We start from the raw sequence: 16,028 nt of genomic DNA, 5'->3' as shown, positions 1-16,028 counted from the left end.
TGCAGATACACATGATACGGGCAGCAGAAAGGTGAAGATATGGAAGTATTGAAGACAGAAGCACTCAGAAAATATTACGGTACAGGGGATAACCTTGTAAAGGCCCTGGACGGCGTGGATATGGCTGTGGAGCGGGGCGAATTCCTGGCGGTGGTGGGGACCAGCGGGAGCGGGAAATCCACGCTGCTGCACATGCTGGGCGGTCTGGACCGTCCCTCCTCCGGTAAGGTCTATGTGGATGACAAGGATATCTCCCGGCTCAAGGAAGATTCCCTGTGTATCTTCCGCAGACGCAAGATCGGTTTTATTTTCCAGAGCTATAACCTGGTACCTGTCCTGAACGTGTATGAGAATATTGTTCTGCCCATCGAACTTGACGGAAATGACGTGGATAAAAGTTATGTAAATCAAATAGTGGAGGTGCTTGGTCTGGGGAGCAAGCTGAACAGTCTGCCCAGCCAGCTCTCCGGCGGACAGCAGCAGAGAGTTGCCATTGCCAGGGCGCTTGCCACAAAGCCTGCCATTATTCTGGCTGACGAGCCTACCGGAAACCTGGATTCCCATACCAGCCAGGATGTACTGGGACTGCTTAAAGTGACGGGTGAGAAATTCGGACAGACCATAGTTATGATCACTCACAATGAAGAGATTGCTCAGATGGCTGACCGCATCATCCGCATAGAGGACGGAAGAATCGTAAAGGGCGGTGAGGCAGATGCGTAAAGTCAAGAACCGGAAAGCCATCCGCCGCGTGGCTGACAGGACCAGAAAGGCAGCCAAGAGCAGAAACCTCATTGCTGTTCTTGCCATAGCCCTGACTGCCCTGCTTTTTACCTCGGTCTTTACCATCGGCGGAAGTATTGTGGAGAAGCAGCAGGAGGCCACCATGCGCCAGGTGGGAGGAAGCGCCCACGGCAGATTCAAATACCTGACACAGGAAGAGTACGATATAGTCAAAAAGGATAAGAAGTTAAAAGAAGTGTCCTATCGGATCGTGGTAGGCGAAGCTGTGAACGAGTCGCTGAAAAAACTGAGAACAGAAATAGGATATTACGAGGATTTGGAAGCAAAGTTCAGCTTCTGCTATCCTGAGGAAGGGAGCATGCCGGAGGCTGCGGATGAGATTGTCACCAGCGACCTGGTTTTAAAAGCCATGGGCATACCCTGCGAAGTCGGGCAAAAAGTCCCTCTCAAGTTTACAGTCAGTGACAGGGAATACGAGAGGACTTTTACACTTACCGGCTATTTCAAGGGAGATACCATATCCATGTCCCAGATCATGCTGGTGTCCAGAGAACTGGCGGATGAGCTGGCGCCCACACCCACGGTTTCCGCCATGGGAAGCAATATAGACGCATCCGGTTATACGGGAAGGATTATGGCGGATTTTAATTTTCGTAATAGTTTTGATCTGACCGGGAAGATGGAGGCGCTGGCAGAGAGGTGCGGATTCCCCAAGGATACAGTAAGCGATGGAATCAACTGGGCCTACATGGGAATGGATATCAATATAGAAGATATGCTTCCTGTGGCTGCCCTTCTGCTGGTGATCCTGATATCCGGCTACCTGATCATCTACAACATTTTCTATATCAATGTGTTTCATGATATCCGTCGGTACGGTCTTTTGAAGACCATCGGCACAACGGGCAGACAGCTCAGGAAGATTGTGCGCAGACAGGCCTATATGCTCTGCCTGTACGGCATTCCTCTGGGTCTTTTGCTGGGCGGTGTGACAGGAAAATGGATACTTCCCATTGTGATGCAAAATCTGGTGTTTTCCAGTACAGCGGATACGAAGGTGACTTTAAAACTGTGGATCTTTGCTGCCTCCGCTGTTTTTTCCCTTCTGACGGTCTATATAAGCTGCATTAAACCGTGCCGTATCGCATCCTCCGTCTCACCTGTGGAGGCTGTACGGTATACGGAAGGACAGAACAGCAAAGCGGCCGGGAAAAAGGGCAGGAAGACAAAGAAGGTAAAGCCCTGGACCATGGCGGCAGCCAATATGCAGAGAAATAAAAAGAAAGTTGTCATTGTGACCACCTCCCTTTCCCTGGGACTGGTGCTGCTGAACAGTGTCTACGGGCTTGTAAGCGGATTTGATATGGATAAATTCATTGCCTCCGCCACGGTCAGCGATTATTCCGTATATGAAGCCGGTCTTGATAACCCTACGATCATTGATAAACCGGTGGAGGGTGTGACAAGAGAATTTCTGGATGTGCTGTCAGAGCAGAGCAGGGTGGAGGAAATCTCCAATGTTTACATGAATTATATAAATCAACCCAATTTTACGGAGGAAGAGCGGTCTGCGTTTAATAAGAAAATACTGCAGAATCCAAAGGCACAGCCATATCTGGGAAAATATTTTGCAGAGGAAGCCTACCAGGAATCCATTGCAAACGGCACCTTTGACATTATAGACGGCAAAATATTCGGAATCGGACGCCTCATCTATGAGAAGATGGAACTCTCGGAGGGGGAACTGGACTGGGAGAAGTTTAAAACGGGAAAATACGTGATAACCTCAAAGTTCGGACATCTGGGCCCGGATGAGAACCGGATCAATTATTACGAAGTCGGAGACAAAGTGACGGTCCGCCTGGATGACGGCAGCAGCAGAGAGTATGAGGTGATGGCTGTAGGGGATCTGCCCTATGCCTGCGGACTTCAGTCCTATGGTGTATTTGAATATAATTTCGTACTTCCTGACCGGGAATACCTGGATTTTATCGGAGACAGGCTGCCCATGAGAACACTTTTCAATGTGGAAAAGGACAAAGAGGCTGACATGGAAAAATGGCTTTCCAACTACTGCGAAAATGTAAATGCAGACTTGGATTATACGTCAAAAGCCACAGTAGCCGCAGAGTTTGAGGAAGATAAAGATATGTACGTCATAGTTGGCGGGCTTCTGTCACTGATCCTGGCGGCCATTGGTATTTTAAACTTTATCAATACCATGGTGACGTCAGTCCTGTCCAGAAAGCAGGAGTTTGCCATGATGGAGGCAGTGGGGATGACCGGGACACAGCTCCGCCGGATGCTGGGATGTGAAGGCCTTCTGTACGCGCTTTTTACAGGCGCAGCGTCCGTCATATTAGGCGGGATACTGAATGCCACAGCGATCCGCGGCTTAGGAGACGCTCTTTTCTTCTATAGCTGGAGATTTACGGTCACACCCATACTGCTCTGTCTCCCGGTTCTCGTACTGGTTGTGCTTGCAGTTCCCGCGCTGTGTTATAGGAGTATGTGCAGGACAAGCGTGACGGAAAGAATGAGAAAAGCGGAATAAAAATATTGTTATTTTCAGTCTTTTACGATATAATATCAACAAATGGATATATTATTCGTAAAGGACTGATTTTTTTTACCTGAAATCATCCGGAAAGGAGAGATGGGTATGTTGACATTCTTTACAGCTTTTACAGCAGGTTCCATAGCAGTGATGTGGCTGATCCTTTTGGGGGTGCTTCTGGTGGTTGAGATCATCACCCTGGGGCTTACAACCATCTGGTTTGCGGGAGGAGCACTGGCCGCGTTTCTTGCAGCGCTGGCAGGCGGACCTTTATGGCTGCAGATCATACTGTTTTTTGCGGTCTCTATACTCCTGCTTATTTTTACCAGGCCGATAGCAATAAAGTACATGAACAAAAATGTATCAAAGACAAATGTAGACAGTCTTCCCGGCGAAAAGGCCGTGGTTATAAAAACCATAGATAATCTGAGAGGTACCGGGCAGGCTGTGGTAAATGGACTGGAATGGTCCGCTAAATCCAAGGACGAAACAATTATCGATGAAGGAAAAGTCGTGAGAATTGTGGCGGTCGAGGGAGTAAAGCTAATTGTAGAGGAGGAAAAATAATATGAATGTAGGAACAGTATTACTGATTATTGCGGTTATACTTCTGCTTATCGTGATAGCGTCCTGTATCAGGATCGTGCCCCAGGCACACGCCATGATCATTGAACGCCTGGGAATGTATAAGGAGACATGGGGAACAGGACTTCACTTTAAAATTCCGTTTGTTGACAGGATCGCAAAACGTGTGAATCTGAAAGAGCAGGTTGTGGATTTTGCACCGCAGCCGGTCATCACAAAAGATAATGTTACCATGAGGATTGATACGGTTGTATTCTTCCAGATCACAGACCCGCGTCTGTTTGCCTATGGTGTGGAGAATCCCATCATGGCAATTGAGAATCTGACAGCCACTACACTGCGTAACATCATTGGTGATATGGAACTGGACGCTACCCTGACCTCCAGGGAGATCATTAATACCAAGATGCGTGCGTCTCTGGACGTGGCAACGGACCCGTGGGGAATCAAAGTAAACCGCGTGGAACTGAAAAATATCATTCCGCCGGCAGCCATTCAGGAGGCCATGGAGAAACAGATGAAGGCAGAGCGTGAACGCCGTGAATCCATTCTGAGAGCAGAAGGTGAGAAAAAATCCACTATTCTGGTAGCAGAAGGTAAGAAAGAATCTGCAATCCTGGATGCGGAGGCTGAGAAACAGGCAGCTATTCTCCGTGCAGAGGCTGAGAAGGAAAAGAAGATCAAGGAAGCAGAAGGCCAGGCGCTGGCAATTCTGAAGGTACAGCAGGCAAAAGCAGATGGTATCCGTTTTATTAAAGACGCAGGTGCAGATCAGAGCGTACTGACGATCAAGAGCCTGGAGGCATTTGAAGCGGCAGCGGACGGCAAGGCGACAAAAATCATAATTCCGTCTGATATCCAGGGAATCGCAGGTCTTGCGGCATCTCTGAAAGAGATCGTCACAGATAAAGAAAACTAACTTCCGGCGGGCATTTACTGTCGGGCATGATAAAGACAGAGGGGCAGTTGCAGATATGTGACAGCCCCTCTGCGGCATTTTATTAGCAGGATGATTGTGTGCAGGGCAGGGTGAAAAATCCAGGATGCAGACTGCATCATAGGTAAGAGGAGGCATCAGTCATGAAACCGGTAATTGACCTTACAAAGGAATATGGTCTTGTTCTGGAGGGCGGCGGCGCAAAGGGTGCATACCAGATCGGCGCATGGAAAGCCATGCGGGAAGCGGGCGTGAAGATCAAAGGCATTGCAGGCACCAGCGTGGGGGCACTGAACGGCGCCCTGATCTGCATGGATGATCTGACCAATGCGGAGAAGGTCTGGGAAAATATTTCCTACTCCAGCATTATGTCTGTGGAAGATGAGAAAATGGAACTTTTGTTCCATCAGAAGAAGCTGGATGTGGATATGCTGAAGAGCGCCTTTGATTTTATGAAAGAGGGCGGTATTGATGTGACGCCGCTGAAGGAGCTGATCGCGGAATGTATTGATGAGGAGAAGATCATCCATTCCCCTGTGGATCTGTATGTCCTGACCTTCAATGTGGATGATAAGAAAGAGCTGGATATTGATGTGAAGCAGTGTGACCCGGAGCTTATTAAGGATTTTTTGCTGGCAAGCGCCTATATTTTTCCGCTGTTTAAGAATGAACGTCTTCACGGCAAACGCTATATTGACGGCGGAGCCATCAACAATGTACCCTTAAGTTCCCTGGTGGACCGTGGATACGAAAATATTATTATGGTAAGGATTTTCGGAATCGGACGGGAGAAGAAGGTAAAGATTCCCGAAGAAACCACAATTTATACAGTGGCTCCCAAAGTGAGCCTGGGAAGCATCATAGATTTTGACAGAAGAAAAAGCAGGCGGCATATGAAACTCGGGTATTATGACACCATGCGCTTAATATACGGGCTGAAGGGAAAAATATATTATATTGATGAATCAGAAGAAGAGTGTTATTATTTAAAGCAGTTGACAGACTTAGATGATTTGGTCTTTGAATATCTGATGGATACGTACCAGCTTTCCAGAGACCCCAGGCTGTTTCTGCGTAATATGACAGAGGTGATCCTGCCGGTTCTGGCGGAGGAGATGAAGCTCTCCAAGGACTGGAATTACCGGGAATTGTATCTGGCTTTACTGGAGGCAACCGCAAAGCTGTGCAGGGTATCAAAATACAGGATCTATACGCTGGAGCAGCTTCAGGAAGCAGTGTATGGGAAGCTGTACCGGCTGCATGGTATGGATATTCCTGCATTTGTACAGGTGATTTCCAGGGATGTTCTGATTTGACTAAAGAGATACGCGGCTGGGCCGTGGTAAATGAGGAGGATAAGTAAGATGGATTTAAAAGGACGCAGTTTTCTGACACTGAAGGATTTTACGGCTGAGGAAATTGAATATCTGATTGATTTGGCGGCAGAGCTAAAGGAAAAGAAAAAACAGGGAGTTCCCGTTGACACATTAAAGGGCAGAAATGTAGCTCTTATCTTTGAAAAGACCAGCACCAGGACTCGCTGTTCCTTTGAGGTGGCAGCCCACGACCTGGGAATGGGAACCACCTATCTGGATCCAAAAGGCTCCCAGATCGGCAAGAAAGAGAGTATCCGTGACACTGCCAGGGTTCTGGGAAGAATCTATGACGGAATTGAATACCGCGGATTCGGACAGGAGATCGTGGAAGAGCTGGCAAAATACGCAGGTGTGCCTGTGTGGAACGGCCTGACAAACGAATACCACCCCACACAGATGCTGGCTGACCTTCTGACTATCCGGGAACACCTGGGCAGAGTGAAGGGCGTAAAACTGGTATACATGGGTGATGCGCGCTACAACATGGGAAATTCCCTGATGATCCTCTGTGCCAAGATGGGAATGCATTTTGTTGCCTGCGCACCGAAGAAATACTTCCCAAATGACGCGCTTGTAAAAGAGTGTGAGGCATTTGCCCAGAAATCCGGCGGTACCATCACACTTACGGAAGATGTGGAAGCAGGGACAAAGGATGCGGATGTGATCTATACCGATGTATGGGTGTCCATGGGTGAACCGGATGAAGTCTGGGAAGAGCGTATCCGTGAGCTGACCCCGTACAAGGTGACCGCCGGGGTTATGGAGAACGCGGGAAGTGAGGCGATATTCCTGCACTGCCTGCCTGCATTCCATGATCTGGAGACCACCATCGGAAAAGAGATGGGACAGCGCTTCGGTCTGACAGATATGGAAGTGACAGATGAAGTATTCGAATCTGCACAGTCTGTCGTTTTCGATGAGGCGGAGAACCGTATGCATACGATCAAAGCTGTAATGGCAGCGACTTTGGGGGCATAAGGACAGATGGAACTAAAGACCGTATGGCTGGGAAAACCGTGGAATTTTGCTGAGGAGACAGATTCCACCAATGACTGGGCAAAAAGAGAAGCCGGGAAGGGTGCGCCTCACGGCGCGGTCTTCCTGGTGAGAAACCAGACAAAAGGAAAAGGAAGAAGGGGCAGAAGCTGGGCAGATCCCAAGGGGAGCGGTCTTGCCATGTCCCTGCTTCTGCGTCCGGATATGCCCCCCGAGCGTGCGCCCATGATGACAGTGCTCATGGGGCTTTCCGCGGCACAGGCAGTGGCGGATGTGACAGGCAGGACAGCGCAGATCAAATGGCCCAATGACCTTGTCATGTCAGGGAAAAAACTCTGCGGAATCCTCACGGAAATGTCCATGGAGGGAGGGAAAATATCCCATGTGGTCATCGGAGTGGGCATTAACCTCACAGAGGAGAAGTTCCCTGAGGAGATAAAGAACAAGGCCACATCCCTGAAGCTGGAGTGCGGCCGGGCACCGGAGATGGATGTGATGGCAGCAGCGGTTCTGGAGCGTTTTGAGGCGAATTATGAGCGCTTTTTAGATGCAGGGAATCTGCGGCCTTTTCAGAAGGAATATGACAGGCTTCTTGCCAGCAGAGGACGGGAAGTAAAGGTTATGGAAAAAGAACGGGAGCTTGTGGGAACCTGTCTGGGTATTGATGAGGCAGGGGAGCTTCTTGTGCAGACCCCGGGAGGTGCCTGTGAGACCATTTTTGCAGGTGAAGTATCTGTGCGGGGGCTGTATGGATATGTATAGTTGTGGTAACTGTTCAGTCAGGTCTGCGCATTTACTGCGCTGACCGTGCAAAAGAGTAGTGGTGGCAGGTATTCGCCCCATCGCGAAGCGATTTTTAATGGGCGAATACCCGTAACGATTCAGCTGGCTGAATAGTTACTAGTTATGATGTATAAGACGGATGGTATAAGGAGAGTTTATGTATAAGGATAAGATAGTGCTGTGCGGCGCCAGTGCCTATGAGCATAAATACTACTTTAATGAGGATTTTTCCGCACTTCCCCAGTCTGTGCAGGATGAGCTGCATATTATGTGCGTGCTTTACACAGAGGAGATCGGTGGAGTGCTGACACTGGAATTTGACGAGGACGGCAGTCTGGAGTTCAAGACAGAAGCTCTGGAATCAGATGCCATGTACGATGATATAGGAAGTGTGCTGCGGATCAAGCAGATCAGAGCAGACAAACAGGAACTGCTGGAATCGTTGGAACTCTACTACAGGGTATTTTTCCTGGGAGAAGATGTGGAGGAAACCCTGAATGAAGGGGAGGAATAGAATATGCTTTTAGTGATCGATGTGGGCAATACCAATATTACCCTGGGCGTGTTTGACGGGGAGGAGTTAAAAGGAACCTTCCGCATGACGACCAGACAGAACCGCACTTCGGATGAGTACGGTATTCTCATGTGCAATATGCTGGAATACCGTGGAATTTCCAAAGACGCGGTAAAAGATGCCATTATCAGCTCAGTTGTGCCGGATGTTATGCATTCTTTGGCAAGCGGCGTCATAAAATATTTTAACACCTATCCGCTGCATGTGGGACCCGGATGTAAGACAGGCATCCGTGTAACATCTGTGAACCCCAAGGAGATTGGGGCGGACAGGATCGTGGACGCTGTGGCTGCCTATGAACTGTACGGCGGACCTGTTCTTGTCCTTGATTTTGGGACAGCCACCACATATGACCTGATCACAGAGGACGGATGCTTTGTAGCAGGCATCACCTCACCCGGCATTGAGATCAGCGCAAAAGCACTGTGGCAGGATGCTGCCAAGCTTCCGAAGATCGCCATAGAGAAGCCGGCGTCCATCCTGGCTAAGGAGACCATCACCAGTATGCAGGCAGGGCTTGTGTACGGATATATCGGGCAGGTGGAATACATTATCAGGAAAGTAAAGGAAGAATCAGGGATAGAGAACCTGAAAGTAGTGGCAACCGGAGGATTGGGCAAGATCATTGCAGATGAGACGGATATGATCGACGTGTACGATACACAGCTTACGCTGACCGGTCTCAGGATCATTTTTGAAAAAACGAAGAAGAGCAGAGGTTAATATGAAACTCACAATCGGAAATGTAACTCTTGAGAACAACCTGATACTCGCACCCATGGCAGGAGTCACGGACCTGCCATTTCGTTTGCTCTGCAAAGAGCAGGGCGCAGGACTTCTCTGCACAGAGATGGTCAGCGCAAAGGCAATCTATTTTAAGAATAAGAATACAAAGAGTCTGATGCAGATTCTTCCCCGGGAGCGGCCTGTCTCTCTGCAGCTTTTCGGTTCAGAACCGGAACTGATGGGATTTATTGCCCGGCAGATAGAGGAACAGCCCTTTGACATCCTGGACATCAACATGGGCTGCCCGGTTCCGAAAGTAGTCAATAACGGGGAAGGCTCCGCGCTTATGAAAAATCCGAAACTGGTGGGAGAGATTGTGAAAAAGGTCGCATCCTCCATTCAGAAACCTCTGACGGTCAAAATCAGAAAGGGATTTACCGAGGACTGCGTCAATGCGGTGGAGATCGCCAAGATCATAGAGGATGCAGGTGCGGCAGCAGTTGCGGTGCACGGCAGGACCAGAGAACAGTATTATTCCGGCAGGGCGGACTGGGATATTATCCGCAGAGTAAAGGAAGCAGTTTCCATTCCGGTTATCGGCAACGGGGATGTGGATTCACCGGAGAGTGCAAAGCGTCTTTTGGAGGAGACCGGGTGTGACGGCATTATGATCGGCCGTGCAGCCAGAGGAAATCCATGGATATTCAGCAGGATACGGTCTTATCTGGAGAACGGCACCATGCCGGATGAACCTGCTGCCTCGGATGTCAGGGAGATGATCTTGAAGCATGCACGTCTGCAGCTTGAGTATAAAGGGGAGTATACCGGTATGCGGGAGATGAGAAAGCATGTTGCGTGGTATACAGCGGGAATGCCTCACTCGGCATCTGTCAGACGGAAGGTCAATGAAATAGAGACGTATGAGCAGTTGGAGGAACTTGTGAATATGTTTTGAGTTTTGGTTTGCGGCTTAGGCGGACGTCATGCGGGCATGGGTATCTCTCATGCAGACACCCGCAACGCTCAGTCAAGCTAACCGTTAACTGCAACTAAGAGCACTCGGGAGAGCCCTCGTGTCTAAGTTTCCGTAAACGGTGGATCTTGCCTTCGCTAAGGACGCGGGAATGCCTGCATGAGAGATACCCATGCCCGCATGACTGTGTGTTTAGGGCGAAAGCTTCTGGAGATTCAAAGTGATAGTGTGATAGTGGGTAGGAGTGCAGGCTATGTAAAGTGTTATGGATTATTTGTCAAGAATGTGAAAATGTAAGAATATGAGATTGTTCTTGACATTCTGGTGGGTTTTTCTTATAATATTATGACTGTTAGGTTAATGAAACCTGAAAAAGATGGATTATACTGGGAGAAGAATATGGGATTCTGTCCGGCTTTGTGCCGTGCAGGCCCTCTTCTTACTTTATAATATAGAAGAAAGGGTGTATAAAAATGGAAGAGAAGAAAAATATTCTTACGTATGCGGGACTGAAAAAATTAGAGGATGAGCTTCATGATTTGAAGGTATACAAAAGAAAAGAAGTAGCCGGTAAGATCAAAGAGGCCAGAGAGCAGGGTGACCTGTCTGAGAATGCAGAGTACGATGCGGCTAAAGACGAGCAGCGCGATATCGAAGCAAGAATCGAAGAAATTGAAAAAATCCTGAAAAACGCTGAGGTCGTAGTGGAAGATGAAGTGGATCTGGCTACCATCAGTGTTGGATGTAAGGTAAAAGTATATGATGTGGAATTTGAAGAGGAGATTGAGTTCAAAATCGTAGGTTCCACAGAGGCAAACAGCCTGGAAGGCAAGATATCCAATGAGTCTCCGGTAGGAAAAGCATTGATCGGAGCTAAAAAAGGACAGACCGTTCAGGTAGAGATGCCGTCCGGAGTTATGGAATATAAAGTTCTGGAGATTGAAAGAAACATATAGATGAAGGAGAGTGTATAAAGTGGCAGAGCAGTCAAAGAATGTTAAGGAGCAGGACGTCAACCAGTTATTGAAGGTCCGCCGTGAAAAATTAGCTGAGTTACAGACAAACGGAAAAGACCCGTTTCAGATCGTCAAATTCGATGTAACCCATCACAGCCAGGAAATCAAAGATGCTTTTGAAGAGCTGGAAGGAAAATCCGTAACCATAGCAGGACGTATGATGTCAAAACGTGTCATGGGAAAAGCTTCCTTCTGCAATGTGCAGGATTTACAGGGCAACATTCAGTCTTATGTGGCACGTGACAGTATCGGAGTGGAATCCTATCAGGATTTCAAGAAAATGGACATTGGCGACATCGTAGGCATCACAGGCGAAGTCTTCAAAACAAAGACGGGTGAAATCTCCATTCACGCTTCTGCTGTGACACTGTTATCCAAGAGCCTCCAGGTTCTGCCTGAGAAGTTCCATGGTCTGACCAACACAGACCTGCGTTACCGTCAGAGATATGTGGACCTGATCATGAACCCGGAAGTAAAGGACACTTTCATCAAACGTTCCAAGATCATCAGCAGCATCCGTAAATACCTGGACGGCCAGGGATTTATGGAGGTGGAGACCCCTATGCTGGTGGCAAATGCAGGCGGTGCAGCCGCAAGACCCTTCGAGACACATTTCAATGCTCTTGACGAGGACTTTAAGCTGCGTATCTCCCTGGAACTGTATCTGAAGAGACTGATCGTTGGCGGCATGGAGCGCGTATACGAGATCGGACGAGTATTCCGCAACGAGGGTCTGGATACCAGACACAACCCGGAATTTACCCTGATGGAGCTGTATCAGGCTTACACAGATTACAAGGGAATGATGGACCTGACAGAGAACCTGTATCGCCATGTGGCGCAGGAGGTTCTGGGAACCACTGTGATCACTTACAATGGCGTGGAGATGGATCTGGGCAAACCGTTCGAGAGAATTACTATGGTGGATGCTGTCAAGAAATATGCCGGCGTTGATTTTGATGAGATTCATACACTGGAAGAGGCAAGAGCTGCAGCAAAAGAGCATCATGTAGAGTTTGAGGAGAGACACCAGAAAGGTGATATCCTGAGCCTGTTCTTCGAGGAGTTCGCAGAGGAGCATCTGATCCAGCCTACATTTGTTATGGACCATCCCATTGAGATTTCTCCGCTGACAAAGAAAAAGCCGGAGAATCCGGAGTACACAGAGCGTTTTGAGTTCTTCATGAATGGCTGGGAGATGGCAAACGCTTATTCCGAGTTAAATGACCCCATCGACCAGAGAGAGCGCTTCAAAGCACAGGAAGCACTGCTGGCCCAGGGCGATGAGGAAGCCAACACCACAGATGAAGATTTCCTGAACGCACTGGAGATCGGTATGCCTCCTACAGGCGGTATCGGATTCGGTATTGACCGTATGGTTATGCTCCTGACAGATTCTGCAGCGATCAGAGATGTATTATGCTTCCCGACAATGAAGCCCATCGACAAATAAACCCAGTAAAATCAAGGGTTTCCGGCTCATTAAATCCGAGTTGACAACAAATTGACAACGATTTTTCGTATCAATACGAAGAATTACGACGCAGAATGAATAGTTGACGGCTGAAACGCAATACAGCACGTATCGTTGAGAGAACACTTTTTGAAAGAAATTTCAAAGGTGTTCTCTTTTTTTCGTTTGGTGCAACTCTCTGTCGAGCAACAAATCGGATGGAGGATTTAATTTATGATTAATGACAGGACGAAAGCCTATTATGATTTGAAAAAACGAAATGATGTGCGAGAAAGTGCAAAGAGGCTGCGCAGGCAGTTCCTCCGGTATAAGGATGCAGAAATCGTTTATAGTATTACGCACAAGAAGCTGTTGGAACTCGCTGGTAAAGCAGGAGCTATATATCGAATGGATGGAACCGTTCTGATTAACCGGGATATTTTCGATGAATATCTGGAACAGTTTCATGAACCGAGTACCTTGGCTTCACAGGAGGATAAAGAATGAGTGGGAATCTATGGATGTTTTCGGATATGCTGGACGATGAGGATGCGAAGATGATGCAGCATGAATTCGTCACCTATTATGAGGGCGCTGATTATTACGGACTGGGTCTGAAAGTCTTTACAAGGTTGGCCCATGAAGCAGGTGCGGTGTATAAGATTGGAAAGCGGGTTTTAATACGGCGAGATATTTTTGAAGAGTATCTCAGAATATTGCGACGCAAAGAGGATACATCCGAGATGGATGAAAACATGAAAAGTGAGGATAATGATATGAGACAAGGAGCATTAACATTAGATGCCCAGACTGGGCGAATGGATATCCGATTTGATCTGGAGAATTATTACGGGGGGCTTCAATGTGGGGAGAGGCTGGATATTCTGATCAATGGAGAATGGGTACCAACCAGAATTGAAATGGGAGATGGCTGGTATCTGTCTGGAATCAAGACGGACAACCTTGAAGGTCTGATTGTAAGAATTTAATAGCAACTTATCGCCGGGCGGTTTCTTATTTTAGGGAGCCGCCCTATTTTTATGCCCATTTTTAAGGAAGGAGGGTACCTGAGTGAAATGTCTGAGGAAATACCAGTGGGTAAAGCTGCCCAGAAATCGTCTGCCTGAGGGCAAGGGAGTCATGGGTGCATGGGCGCGTTTAGCGTCCCGTGCGGCATTCCGCAAGGGACAAGCCCTCTACTGTGGGCATATCAACGCTGTAAGCCCCGGAATGTGGTCAGGAGGTGTCGTAGGGTTAAAGAGCATCCTCGGCCTAAAAAGCCGTCAGAAGGCTCTGGAAGTGCTTCAGACGATGGCTGACTTAGGTTATGTGCAGTATACGCTTGACTCTAAAACGAAAAAGCTGACATATCAAATTACAGATTGGGTAGTGAAATGTTCCGGAAAGGAATGTATGCAGGGTGCTGTTTATGCCACAGAAGGCTATGGTTTTCTATGCCTTCCGCGTAATATTACAGAACATCTTGCGGAGAAGCGATATATCTTTGAGGAATCGGACGCATGGATGGATCTCTGGTGCCATTCCGTATGGGAAGATCCGAACAATGCGTTTTCTTTTATGGCTCCGACCGTTCAGTATGGGAAATACGGGGCTTTACTGACATTGGAAACCTTGGGACAGCGCTGGGGCTGGGAAAAGACAAAGGTATGGAGATTCATGAAAAAGCATGGGGATGTCTTTGCTCTATACCGTCTTCCTGGTTCTTATGGCTGTCTCATTTTTAATAAACTGTATCCGACAGGATCAGAGGTTTCGATTCCAAACCAGGAGAAGATTCAACGTATTCTTTATGAAATACGCATGTGTGGTGCAAATACGCATAAGACAGGTTCAGACCATGAGCATATGAACAAGCTCATTACATGGTATAGCCGCAGACTGGCCCAGAGCAGCACTCCGGAGACGGCCATGCAGCCTGAAAACCGCGTTGCACTTTCGGCCCCTATAATACGCGCGTATCTTTCTCCGTGTAGGAATTGTAAGAATTGTGGATATGACTGCCAAGATAAAGGTTATATAACACAGGCAGTGATTGAAACGAGTAAAATCCGCGGGCCATGTGAGCCGGTGGATATCACAAAAATAGCAAAGGAGTATTTTACATATGAGCAAGCAGGATGAAAAAAAGCTGTATGAACAGCAGGAAAACAGGATATTGGCGCAGTCAGACGCATTTATTTCCCTTCTTACAAAGCGAGGGATTCTTGGTGATCAAAAAATTGATGATGAGAAGGTGCGTGCTGCCCAGAAGGAGAAAAAGCGGAATGCTTATCACAATACCCAGATGCTCCTCAAAAATTACAGGAAAATGGTCTGGGTGTTCAGCTGTTACCCGGAGGAGATTTTGCAGGAACTGGAGGCTCCGTTTGAGAATTTTGACCGAATGGTGGACAGGCTGGATCTGGAGATGGCCATTGGGAACAAAAGGATGGAGAGCCGTCTGGAAGCTGCGGCAAGATCGAGATTGCTGCTGGATCGGTTTAACGAGGCAATGGCGGTTCTCCGTAAGGAACCGACACGGGGTGAGAAGCTGTATCAGCTGATCTATACAGCCTATCTGGCGCCGGAAAAGCTGAAGCTGGAGGAGATACTGTTCCGGCTGGATTTATCACAGAGGCATTACTACAGGCTTCGTGAGCAGGCAATCTCAATTCTTTCCATTCGTCTGTGGTCAGCGCCCAGCGAGGATGTGGATGTATGGCTGGAGCTGCTGACGCTTTTTGAACATTTGGAATGACAATTTCGGGGTAAACAAAATGGCATAAAAATGGCATATGTTCCGCCGATGACAGGGGAATAAAGCCGTGCTATACTTGTATCATCCCAAACTGGGAGTGGGCAGACAAAGATGCCGTTTCTGAAGCTGAAAGCGCTTTTAGAAGCGGCATTTTTTATTGCCTAAAATCAAAGAAGGAGGTACTCGGCATGGTTAAACAAATCAAAAGAGGCGGAGGGCGCATGAAGACAGCCTACTGGTCGCTGGTTGGCATGGCATCTGCAATGCTGATCTCGCTGCAGCCTGTCATGGCGGACACAATCTGGAACCGATTTTCGACGATCATGAAGGATGTATACGGCCAGCTGGTGGGTATCAGCACCATTGTGGCGGTAACAGCAGCGGCCATTGCGCTGATTGTCAGGATGATTTCCAGAAACCAGCGCGCAGTCGATGAGGCAACGAGCTGGCTCAAACGAATTGTAGTGACGTGGATTGTCCTCAATTCTCTGGGGTTCGTTGTTGCCTATCTGCAGCCTCTCATTGCTGGCGGCAACTACACAGGTTAACC

The 16,028-nt window shown here is 48.1% G+C and carries 16 protein-coding genes and 1 pseudogene; all 17 read left to right on the top strand.

What is annotated here, in order from left to right; translation table 11 throughout:
- Nucleotides 1-39: 39 nt before the first annotated feature.
- The 17 genes and pseudogenes from LC508_RS18980 (at nt 40) to LC508_RS18895 (ending at nt 16,026) form a co-directional block, all read left to right on the top strand.
- Nucleotides 40-723 (top strand): ABC transporter ATP-binding protein, encoded by a 684-nt coding sequence (locus LC508_RS18980; protein ID WP_033143336.1) that lies wholly within the window; start codon nt 40-42, stop codon nt 721-723.
- Nucleotides 716-3,298 carry an ABC transporter permease gene (locus LC508_RS18975; RefSeq protein ID WP_103732533.1) on the top strand — a complete coding sequence of 861 codons (2,583 nt, stop codon included), beginning with the start codon at nt 716-718 and terminating at the stop codon, nt 3,296-3,298. The genes LC508_RS18980 and LC508_RS18975 overlap by 8 nt, the downstream gene beginning before the upstream one ends.
- 108 nt (nt 3,299-3,406) lie before the next feature.
- Nucleotides 3,407-3,868: an NfeD family protein gene (locus LC508_RS18970; RefSeq protein WP_052099685.1), complete on the top strand. Its 462-nt coding sequence runs from the start codon at nt 3,407-3,409 to the stop codon at nt 3,866-3,868.
- 1 nt (nt 3,869) lies between these two features.
- Nucleotides 3,870-4,805: an SPFH domain-containing protein gene (locus LC508_RS18965; RefSeq protein WP_033143338.1), complete on the top strand. Its 936-nt coding sequence runs from the start codon at nt 3,870-3,872 to the stop codon at nt 4,803-4,805.
- A gap of 161 nt (nt 4,806-4,966) precedes the next feature.
- Complete coding sequence (locus LC508_RS18960) at nt 4,967-6,139, top strand: patatin-like phospholipase family protein (protein ID WP_033143339.1); 1,173 nt, start codon at nt 4,967-4,969, stop codon at nt 6,137-6,139.
- 48 nt (nt 6,140-6,187) lie between these two features.
- Complete coding sequence (argF, locus tag LC508_RS18955; RefSeq protein WP_103732534.1) at nt 6,188-7,177, top strand: ornithine carbamoyltransferase; 990 nt, start codon at nt 6,188-6,190, stop codon at nt 7,175-7,177.
- Between the two features lie 6 nt (nt 7,178-7,183).
- Nucleotides 7,184-7,957 carry a biotin--[acetyl-CoA-carboxylase] ligase gene (locus LC508_RS18950; protein WP_103732535.1) on the top strand — a complete coding sequence of 258 codons (774 nt, stop codon included), beginning with the start codon at nt 7,184-7,186 and terminating at the stop codon, nt 7,955-7,957.
- Nucleotides 7,958-8,135: 178 nt separating this feature from the next.
- On the top strand, nt 8,136-8,492 hold the full coding sequence (locus LC508_RS18945) for a DUF6145 family protein (protein WP_033140857.1): 357 nt from the start codon (nt 8,136-8,138) through the stop codon (nt 8,490-8,492).
- 3 nt (nt 8,493-8,495) lie between these two features.
- On the top strand, nt 8,496-9,275 hold the full coding sequence (locus LC508_RS18940) for a type III pantothenate kinase (RefSeq protein WP_033140858.1): 780 nt from the start codon (nt 8,496-8,498) through the stop codon (nt 9,273-9,275).
- A 1-nt stretch (nt 9,276) separates the two neighbouring features.
- The gene (gene dusB, locus LC508_RS18935; RefSeq protein WP_103733188.1) at nt 9,277-10,233 is read left to right on the top strand and encodes a tRNA dihydrouridine synthase DusB; all 957 of its coding nucleotides are present in this window, start codon (nt 9,277-9,279) and stop codon (nt 10,231-10,233) included.
- 491 nt (nt 10,234-10,724) lie between these two features.
- Nucleotides 10,725-11,207 carry a transcription elongation factor GreA gene (gene greA, locus LC508_RS18930; RefSeq protein WP_033140860.1) on the top strand — a complete coding sequence of 161 codons (483 nt, stop codon included), beginning with the start codon at nt 10,725-10,727 and terminating at the stop codon, nt 11,205-11,207.
- Between the two features lie 19 nt (nt 11,208-11,226).
- Nucleotides 11,227-12,705, top strand: a pseudogene (lysS, locus tag LC508_RS18925) (lysine--tRNA ligase); the annotation flags it as partial.
- Between the two features lie 249 nt (nt 12,706-12,954).
- Nucleotides 12,955-13,227 carry a DUF6462 family protein gene (locus LC508_RS18920; RefSeq protein WP_023043242.1) on the top strand — a complete coding sequence of 91 codons (273 nt, stop codon included), beginning with the start codon at nt 12,955-12,957 and terminating at the stop codon, nt 13,225-13,227.
- Complete coding sequence (locus LC508_RS28870) at nt 13,224-13,709, top strand: DUF6462 family protein (RefSeq protein WP_023043241.1); 486 nt, start codon at nt 13,224-13,226, stop codon at nt 13,707-13,709. The genes LC508_RS18920 and LC508_RS28870 overlap by 4 nt, the downstream gene beginning before the upstream one ends.
- 82 nt (nt 13,710-13,791) lie before the next feature.
- A complete protein-coding gene (locus LC508_RS18905; RefSeq protein ID WP_023043240.1) occupies nt 13,792-14,862 on the top strand; it encodes a hypothetical protein in 1,071 nt (356 codons plus the stop codon).
- A complete protein-coding gene (locus tag LC508_RS18900; protein WP_016295703.1) occupies nt 14,846-15,478 on the top strand; it encodes a hypothetical protein in 633 nt (210 codons plus the stop codon). The genes LC508_RS18905 and LC508_RS18900 overlap by 17 nt, the downstream gene beginning before the upstream one ends.
- 188 nt (nt 15,479-15,666) lie before the next feature.
- The gene (locus LC508_RS18895; protein WP_016295704.1) at nt 15,667-16,026 is read left to right on the top strand and encodes a hypothetical protein; all 360 of its coding nucleotides are present in this window, start codon (nt 15,667-15,669) and stop codon (nt 16,024-16,026) included.
- The last annotated feature ends 2 nt before the right edge of the window (nt 16,027-16,028 follow it).

It is taken from the genome of Blautia parvula (genome assembly GCF_020215665.1).
GTDB lineage: Bacteria > Bacillota > Clostridia > Lachnospirales > Lachnospiraceae > Blautia > Blautia celeris.
Note: the sequence above shows the minus strand (reverse complement) of the source record. Positions and strands in the feature narration are given on the sequence as shown.

Coding starts and splice junctions, on each gene's coding strand:
- LC508_RS18980 (WP_033143336.1), top strand. CDS start 40: ATGGAAGTATTGAAGACAGAAGCACTCAGAAAATATTACGGTACAGGG.
- LC508_RS18975 (WP_103732533.1), top strand. CDS start 716: ATGCGTAAAGTCAAGAACCGGAAAGCCATCCGCCGCGTGGCTGACAGG.
- LC508_RS18970 (WP_052099685.1), top strand. CDS start 3,407: ATGTTGACATTCTTTACAGCTTTTACAGCAGGTTCCATAGCAGTGATG.
- LC508_RS18965 (WP_033143338.1), top strand. CDS start 3,870: ATGAATGTAGGAACAGTATTACTGATTATTGCGGTTATACTTCTGCTT.
- LC508_RS18960 (WP_033143339.1), top strand. CDS start 4,967: ATGAAACCGGTAATTGACCTTACAAAGGAATATGGTCTTGTTCTGGAG.
- argF (WP_103732534.1), top strand. CDS start 6,188: ATGGATTTAAAAGGACGCAGTTTTCTGACACTGAAGGATTTTACGGCT.
- LC508_RS18950 (WP_103732535.1), top strand. CDS start 7,184: ATGGAACTAAAGACCGTATGGCTGGGAAAACCGTGGAATTTTGCTGAG.
- LC508_RS18945 (WP_033140857.1), top strand. CDS start 8,136: ATGTATAAGGATAAGATAGTGCTGTGCGGCGCCAGTGCCTATGAGCAT.
- LC508_RS18940 (WP_033140858.1), top strand. CDS start 8,496: ATGCTTTTAGTGATCGATGTGGGCAATACCAATATTACCCTGGGCGTG.
- dusB (WP_103733188.1), top strand. CDS start 9,277: ATGAAACTCACAATCGGAAATGTAACTCTTGAGAACAACCTGATACTC.
- greA (WP_033140860.1), top strand. CDS start 10,725: ATGGAAGAGAAGAAAAATATTCTTACGTATGCGGGACTGAAAAAATTA.
- LC508_RS18920 (WP_023043242.1), top strand. CDS start 12,955: ATGATTAATGACAGGACGAAAGCCTATTATGATTTGAAAAAACGAAAT.
- LC508_RS28870 (WP_023043241.1), top strand. CDS start 13,224: ATGAGTGGGAATCTATGGATGTTTTCGGATATGCTGGACGATGAGGAT.
- LC508_RS18900 (WP_016295703.1), top strand. CDS start 14,846: ATGAGCAAGCAGGATGAAAAAAAGCTGTATGAACAGCAGGAAAACAGG.
- LC508_RS18895 (WP_016295704.1), top strand. CDS start 15,667: ATGGTTAAACAAATCAAAAGAGGCGGAGGGCGCATGAAGACAGCCTAC.